Annotated in this window: 7 protein-coding genes; 4 read left to right on the top strand and 3 right to left on the bottom strand. The window is 72.0% G+C overall.

Annotated elements, in window-relative coordinates; all coding sequences use genetic code 11:
* Positions 1 to 394 (top strand): biotin/lipoyl-containing protein (locus GWI24_RS37325; RefSeq protein ID WP_247617419.1); only part of this gene is annotated, 394 nt, incomplete at its 5' end.
* 119 nt (positions 395 to 513) lie between these two features.
* Here the strand turns inward: GWI24_RS37325 and GWI24_RS37320 are convergent.
* Complete coding sequence (locus GWI24_RS37320) at positions 514 to 1,692, bottom strand: esterase family protein (protein WP_210950484.1); 1,179 nt, start codon at positions 1,690 to 1,692, stop codon at positions 514 to 516.
* A 147-nt stretch (positions 1,693 to 1,839) separates the two neighbouring features.
* On the opposite strand from GWI24_RS37320, the gene GWI24_RS37315 reads away from it, so the two are divergent.
* A complete protein-coding gene (locus GWI24_RS37315) occupies positions 1,840 to 2,433 on the top strand; it encodes a TetR/AcrR family transcriptional regulator (protein WP_210950483.1) in 594 nt (197 codons plus the stop codon).
* Between the two features lie 290 nt (positions 2,434 to 2,723).
* On the opposite strand, the gene GWI24_RS37310 is transcribed toward GWI24_RS37315, so the two are convergent.
* Together GWI24_RS37310 and GWI24_RS37305 are read right to left on the bottom strand one after the other, a co-directional pair.
* A complete protein-coding gene (locus tag GWI24_RS37310; RefSeq protein WP_247617418.1) occupies positions 2,724 to 3,707 on the bottom strand; it encodes a DeoR/GlpR family DNA-binding transcription regulator in 984 nt (327 codons plus the stop codon).
* A 137-nt stretch (positions 3,708 to 3,844) separates the two neighbouring features.
* Positions 3,845 to 5,293, bottom strand: coding sequence for an NAD(P)H-quinone dehydrogenase (locus GWI24_RS37305; protein ID WP_210950481.1), 1,449 nt, complete (start codon positions 5,291 to 5,293; stop codon positions 3,845 to 3,847).
* A 124-nt stretch (positions 5,294 to 5,417) separates the two neighbouring features.
* Here GWI24_RS37305 and GWI24_RS37300 point away from each other — a divergent pair, with 124 nt between their 5' ends.
* Complete coding sequence (locus tag GWI24_RS37300) at positions 5,418 to 5,855, top strand: gamma-glutamylcyclotransferase (protein WP_020870716.1); 438 nt, start codon at positions 5,418 to 5,420, stop codon at positions 5,853 to 5,855.
* A 336-nt stretch (positions 5,856 to 6,191) separates the two neighbouring features.
* Positions 6,192 to 7,019, top strand: a complete 828-nt coding sequence (locus tag GWI24_RS37295) for a purine-nucleoside phosphorylase (RefSeq protein WP_374103386.1) — start codon at positions 6,192 to 6,194, stop codon at positions 7,017 to 7,019.
* Positions 7,020 to 7,106 lie beyond the last annotated feature (87 nt).

Genomic DNA, 7,106 nt, shown 5'->3' with positions numbered 1-7,106 from the left:
CCCGGCCGGGGTGGACGAGGCCGAGGAGCCCACCGGCCGCGAGACCGTCGTGGTCGAGGTCGGCGGCAAGCGTCTTGAGGTCTCGCTGCCCGCCTCCCTGGGCGTGGCCACCGCCCCCGCGGGCGGCTCGAAGAAGCCGAAGCGCAAGGCCGTCAAGAAGTCGGGCTCCGCCGCCTCCGGTGACACCCTGGCCTCCCCGATGCAGGGCACCATCGTCAAGGTGGCCGTGGGCGAGGGTGACACGGTGGCCGAGGGCGACCTCGTCGTGGTCCTGGAGGCCATGAAGATGGAGCAGCCCATCAACGCCCACCGCGCGGGCACCGTCAAGGGCCTGGCCGCCGAGGTCGGCGCGTCCCTCACCTCGGGCGCGGTCATCTGCGAGATCAAGGACTGACGCTGAGGTCGAGGACTGACGCTGAGGTCGAGGGCTGACCGCCCCACCACATGCCCCATGACGGCGGGCCCCGGCCGGAATCATCCGGCCGGGGCCCGCCGTCTTCGTGTACGGCCCGCTCAGCGGCCGTGCACGACGTCCTGCGGGAAAGTCAGCTGGCCGTTCATCCACCGCAGGGCGGTGGGCAGTTCGCGGCGCCAGGTGCGGAAGTTGTGGCTGCCCCGGTCCAGGATGATCGACTGCGCGCTCATCGGCGGCCGGACCGCGGCCAGGAAGTCGCGGGTGGCGCCGTAGTCGGGCTCGCCCCGGCGGCTGGAGGCCACCAGCACCGACACCTGCGGCTGGGGCAGATGGCGCAGCCGCCACAGCACATCGTGCTCCCGCTTCCCGCGCTCGCCCGCCGGGCCCCGGCCGAAGAGGTCGCCGGTGGTGGGGTCGTTGACCACGCGGTAGTCGGGCGACAGGGCCGCGGCCGCGCTGTAGACGCGGGGATGACGCAGGGTCAGCTGAAGGGCGCAGGTGCCGCCCGACGAGTAGCCCAGCACGCCCCAGGCGCTGGGGTCATGGCCGATCCGGTAGTGCGCCCGCAGCGCCTCGGGCAGGTCCCGGGCGAAGTAGGTCTCGGCCCGGGGGCCGCCGGGGACGTCCACGCACTCGGTGTCGCGGGGCGGGGCGATGGTGGGCCGCACCATCACGATGACGGCCGGCTGCAGCGCCCCGGTGCGGATCAGCCCGCCCGCGGTCTGGGGCAGCCGCAGATGCTGGGCCAGCAGGAAGGATCCGCCGGGGTAGCCGCTGATCGCCACGATCACGGGGAAGCGCTGCCGGGCGTACTGGCGCTGGAAGTACTGCGGCGGCAGATAGACATACGCCGGGTTGGCCACCTGGCTGCGGCGGCCCAGGATCCGCACCGACTCCACCCTGCCCGCCTTGGTGGGCGGCCCGCTCGGCAGTCCGTGCACCGTGTTCAGCCCCTGCGGCGGGGCGGGCCGCACCAGACCGCCCGACTCCCCGACCGGCCCCGCGGCGCCGCCCTGCACATGGGACAGGGCCGCCGGTGCCGCATCGTCCTCGCCCAGCAGTTCGTCCCAGGACCCGTAGAACTGGAAGCTGCTGTTCACCGCGAGGGCCAGGGCGGCCACGATCGCGCACTGGGTCACGGCGAGGGCGGCCAGCCGACCCGCCCAGGCCCGTACGCCCCGGCCCGCGAAGCGCGGCCACAGCCAGAGCGTCAGCCCCGCGCACGCCACGGCGAGGGCGATCGCCACATACTCGAGTGATCGACTGGTCAGTCCCATTGTTCTTCCACTCCGGCGCACCGCAACGCACGGTGCCGTCGCCCCGTTTGATGCCGCCTCCGGCACCCGCGTTGCCTGGCCAGGGCGTGCCTCCGGTCACGAAATGGCATGCTTGACTCACGGGCAGGCACGGCAGGGAGGACCGCGATGGCGATCGAGACAGCCACGGCGCAGACGCCACCGCGCCCCATGCGCGCCGACGCGCGCCGCAACTACGACCGGCTGCTGGCCGAGGCGCGCACGGCCTTCACCCAGCACGGTACCGACGCTTCGCTGGAGGACATCGCACGCCGCGCGGGCGTCGGCATCGGCACGCTCTATCGCCACTTCCCCAACCGCACCGCGCTGATGGGCGCGGTCTTCCAGGGCGAGATATGCGCCCTGCTGGAGCGGTCGCGGGAGCTGGCCCAGGCGCCGCGGCCGTGTCAGGCGCTGATCGACTGGCTGCGCGCCATCGTGGACCACGCGAGCACGTACCGCGGGCTGTCCCAGGCACTGATGGCGTGCTCGGGCGACGAGACCTCGGAGCTGTCCCGCGGCTGCGGTCTGCCGCTGCGCGAGGCGGGCAGCGAACTGCTCGCCCGCGCCCAGCAGAGCGGTGCCGTACGGTCCGATGTGGTCATCGCCGATCTGATGCAGCTCACGAACGCGATCGCACTGGCCGTGGAGCAGTCGCCGGACGACCCGGAGTTGGCCGACCGCCTGCTGGCACTGGCCTTCACGGGCCTCAAGGCCCGCTGACACCCGGGGCTCAGCACGCGCCGGCAGCCGAAGGTCCGCCGACACCCGGGTCTCCAGGCCCGCTGACACCCGTCGGCGACCACTCGTAACAGGGTGTCCGGCGGACCACGCGGCGGAGCCGCATATCGATGCCTTCCCCTCCCCGCCCCTTCCCGCGGCATCGGCATGCGGCTCCGCCGCGTGGCAGGGCTTCGCCCCTGGACCCCGGAGCCTGGGGCGGAGCCCCAGTCGCGGGAAGGGACGGGGAGGGGAGCAGCCCGCCGCAGGCGTCACGATCCGGCGGCCAGTCGCTAGCGGCGGCGCGGCGCCAGGTCCGCCACCCGCCCCGGTTGCTGCTCCGCCAGCGGCACCGCATTGCGCAGCTGGGCGGAGCCGGGCCCGCCCGGAGGGTGGGGATGGTTGCGGCGCGGCCCCGGCAGCGGCAGGCCCTCCTCGCCGCCACCACGACCCTGGGACGGGCCCGGCCGCCCCGACTGCCGCCCCGCCGAACCGCCGCCCTCACCGCTCCCGGCCGGGCCGGACCCCGCGCCCGGCCCGGCCACGGCGATCTGAACCCCCTGGTCCGCGAGGGCCTGGAGCTCGGTCAGGGCACGGTCGTCATGGGCGGGCGGCTCATCGGTCACCAGCCGTGTGATCACATCGGTGGGCACCGTCTGGAACATGGTGTCGGAGCCCAGCTTCGTATGGTCGGCGAGCACGACCACCTCCGCCGCCGCCTGGACCAGCGCCCGGTCGACGCTGGCCGAGAGCATGTTGGAGGTGGACAGGCCGCGCTCGGCGGTCAGCCCGCTTCCGGACAGGAAGGCGCGCGAGACCCGCAGCCCCTGCAGGGACTGCTCGGCGCCACTGCCGACCAGGGCGTAGTTGGAGCCGCGCAGGGTGCCGCCGGTCATCACGACCTCGACCCGGTTGGCATGCGCCAACGCCTGTGCGACCAGCAGGGAATTGGTGACCACGGTCAGCCCCGGAACCCGCGCGAGCCGGCGGGCCAGCTCCTGGGTGGTGGTTCCGGCGCCGACGACGACGGCCTCGCCCTCCTCGACGAAACCGGCCGCGAGATCGGCGATGGCCGTCTTCTCCGCGGTCGCTAGATGGGATTTCTGCGGGAAGCCGGACTCCCTGGTGAATCCGCCCGGCAGCACCGCACCGCCGTGCCGGCGGTCGAGCAGTCCTTCTGCCTCCAGCGCCCGCACATCACGCCGTACGGTCACTTCGGAGGTCTGGACGACGCGGGCGAGCTCCCGGAGCGACACCGCTCCGTTCGCACGCACCATTTCAAGGATCAATTGGCGACGTTCTGCAGCGAACACGAAACTGACAGTAACGCCAACGACCGTCTGTTTTCAGCAGCTTGCACCAATTAGCAGAAGTTGGACATCTCTGAAGGTGCGAAGTGCTATAAGGACCGGATCTACGACTCTTCCTGAGTCTTCCGGGTGTGCAACTGCCGCGCCACCTCGGCGATCGAACCGGACAGCGAGGGGTAGACCGTGAAGGCGTTGGCGATCTGCTCCACCGTCAGGTTGTTGTCGACCGCCAGCGAAATCGGGTGGATCAGCTCGCTCGCCCGCGGCGCGACCACCACACCGCCGACCACGATGCCGGTGCCCGGACGGCAGAAGATCTTGACGAAGCCGTCCCGGATGCCCTGCATCTTCGCCCGCGGATTGCGCAGCAGCGGCAGCTTCACCACCCGGGCGTCGATCTTCCCGCCGTCCACGTCCGCCTGCGAGTAGCCGACCGTGGCGATCTCGGGGTCGGTGAAGACGTTCGCGGACACCGTCTTCAGGTTCAGCGGCGCCACCGCGTCCCCCAGGAAGTGGTACATCGCGATCCGGCCCTGCATCGCCGCCACCGACGCCAGCGCCAGCACCCCGGTGCAGTCACCGGCCGCGTAGATGCCCGGCGCGCTGGTCCGGGACACCTTGTCGGTCAGGATGTGCCCCGACTCCGCCAGCTTGACCCCGGCCTCCTCCAGGCCGATGTCCGCCGTGTTCGGGATCGAGCCGACCGCCATCAGACAGTGGGTGCCGGAGATCACCCGCCCGTCCGAGAGCGTGACCTCCACCCGGTCCCCGACCCGCTTGGCGGCCTGCGCCCGGGATCGGGACATCACGTTCATCCCCCGGCGCCGGAAGACGTCCTCCAGCACCGCGGCCGCGTCCGGGTCCTCGCCCGGCAGCACCCGGTCCCGGCTGGAGACCAGCGTGACCTTCGACCCCAGCGCCTGGTAGGCACCCGCGAACTCCGCGCCCGTGACACCGGAGCCGACCACGATCAGCTCCTGGGGGAGCTCGTCCAGGTCGTACACCTGCGTCCAGTTCAGGATCCGCTCGCCGTCCGGCTTCGCGTCCGGGATCTCCCTCGGGTGGGCACCCGTCGCCAGCAGCACCGCGTCCGCCACCAGCGTCTGCTCGCTGCCGTCCGCGGCCCTTACGATCACCCGCCGCGAGCCGTCCAGCGACTGCTGCGGCTCCACCCGCGCGCGCCCGCGCATGACCCGGCCGCCGGCCCGGGTGACCGAGGCCGTGATGTCGTGCGACTGGGCGAGCGCGAGCCGCTTCACCCGGCGGTTGACCTTGCCCAGATCCACGCCGACCACCCGGGCCGCCTGCTCCAGCGGCGGGGTGTCGTCGGCGACGATGATCCCCAGCTCCTCGTAGGAGGAGTCGAAGGTCGTCATCACCTCAGCGGTGGCGATCAACGTCTTCGACGGCACACAGTCGGTGAGCACCGACGCCCCGCCCAGACCGTCGCAGTCGACGACGGTCACCTCCGCGCCGAGTTGCGCGGCGACCAGCGCCGCCTCATAGCCGCCGGGTCCGCCACCAATGATCACGATCCGAGTCACATGCTCCATTGTCCCGCACCGGTTCGAATGCCTTCAGCCCGGGGGGTTTCGCGGGGGCGACCGCCGTACGAAACCTCTCACCGAACCTCCCACCCCGAGGGCCGTTCCACCCCACTCCCGTACCCTCAGACCCATGTCGCTCTACGCCGCGTACGCCGGCAACCTCGACGCGCGGCTGATGTCCCGCCGCGCACCACACTCCCCGCTGCGCGGAACGGGCTGGCTGAACGGCTGGCGCCTCACCTTCGGCGGTGAGCAGATGGGCTGGGAAGGCGCTCTCCCCACGATTGTGGAGGCCCCGCGCTCCCAGGTCTTCGTCGCCCTCTACGACATCGCCCCCATGGACGAGGACTCCATGGACCGCTGGGAGGGCGTCGGCCTCGACATCTACCGCCGGATGCGGATCCGCGTCCACACACTGGACGGCGACGAGGCCGCCTGGCTCTACGTCCTCAACGGCTACGAGGGCGGGCTGCCCTCGGCCCGCTACCTGGGCGAGATCGCCGACGCGGCGGAGTCGGCGGGGGCGCCGCACGACTATGTGATGGAACTGCGAAAGCGCCCCTGCTGAGTCCGGTGTGTCCGGTTGACCCCTTGATTCCGGTTGACCCCTTGATCCGGTGGCCCGCCTGACCCGGTGGCCCGCTTGACCCCTTGGTCCGCTTGACCCGGTGGTCCGGATGACCCGGTGGCCCGGTTGACCTGGTGGCCCGGTTGACCCGGTGGGTCCCGTTGACCCGGTGGTCCAGTTGACCCGGTGGTCCAGTTGACCCGGGGGGCCGGTTGATCCGGTGGGTCCGGGGCAATGTGACCCTGCTGGGTCCGGCCGTGAGCCTTGCGGCAATGCAACGATCCGAACACCTCGGCGGACTCCGTCTACGCGCGTAGGCACTTACCGGCTACCCTCGTGCGCGTGAACGCATCAGTTTCTTGGGACAATCAGGGCGACCCGCACGCCGCCGCCGACGCCGCCGCCACCCGCCTGCGCGAGCTGACCGGCGCGGAAACCCACGACGTCGCGCTGGTCCTGGGCTCCGGCTGGGTCCCCGCCACCGACGCCCTCGGGGCGCCCGAGCACGAGTTCCCCGTCACCGAGCTGCCCGGCTTCCCGCCGCCCGGCGTCGCGGGCCACGCGGGCCGGATCCGGTCGTACCGGATCAACGACAAGCGGGCGCTGGTCTTCCTCGGCCGTACGCACTACTACGAGGGGCGTGGTGTCGCCGCCGTCGCACACGGCGTACGCACCGCCGTGGCCGCGGGCTGCAAGACCATCATCCTCACCAACGGCTGCGGCGGCCTCCGCGAGGGCATGCGCCCCGGCCAGCCGGTACTGATCAGCGACCACATCAACCTGACGGCCACCTCACCGATCGTGGGCGCCAACTTCGTCGACCTCACCGACCTGTACTCGCCGCGGCTGCGCGCCCTGTGCCAGCAGGTCGACCCGACCCTGGAGGAGGGCGTCTACGCCCAGTTCCCCGGGCCGCACTACGAGACTCCGGCTGAGATCAACATGGCCCGCACGATAGGGGCCGACCTGGTGGGCATGTCCACGACCCTGGAGGCCATCGCGGCGCGCGAGGCGGGCGCGGAGGTTCTCGGGATCTCCCTGGTGACGAACCTCGCGGCCGGGATGACGGGCGAGCCCCTCAACCACGAGGAGGTCCTCCAGGCGGGCCGCGACTCCGCCTCCCGCATGGGCAGCCTGCTGGCCCAGGTCCTCGACCGCCTCTGATCCCCGAGGGCGGCGTCACGGCGCCCTGTGCGGGTACTCACCCCTTGGCTAACTGAACAGCGATGCGCGAGCGGGGCGGGCCGGGTC

Source organism: Streptomyces sp. MK37H (assembly GCF_018035285.1).
Taxonomy (GTDB): Bacteria; Actinomycetota; Actinomycetes; order Streptomycetales; family Streptomycetaceae; genus Streptomyces; species Streptomyces endocoffeicus.
Note: the sequence above shows the minus strand (reverse complement) of the source record. Positions and strands in the feature narration are given on the sequence as shown.

Excerpts from the sequence above, each read along its gene's own strand:
- GWI24_RS37320 (WP_210950484.1), bottom strand. The coding sequence starts at position 1,692 with ATGGGACTGACCAGTCGATCACTCGAGTATGTGGCGATCGCCCTCGCC.
- GWI24_RS37315 (WP_210950483.1), top strand. The coding sequence starts at position 1,840 with ATGGCGATCGAGACAGCCACGGCGCAGACGCCACCGCGCCCCATGCGC.
- GWI24_RS37310 (WP_247617418.1), bottom strand. The coding sequence starts at position 3,707 with ATGGTGCGTGCGAACGGAGCGGTGTCGCTCCGGGAGCTCGCCCGCGTC.
- GWI24_RS37305 (WP_210950481.1), bottom strand. The coding sequence starts at position 5,293 with ATGGAGCATGTGACTCGGATCGTGATCATTGGTGGCGGACCCGGCGGC.
- GWI24_RS37300 (WP_020870716.1), top strand. The coding sequence starts at position 5,418 with ATGTCGCTCTACGCCGCGTACGCCGGCAACCTCGACGCGCGGCTGATG.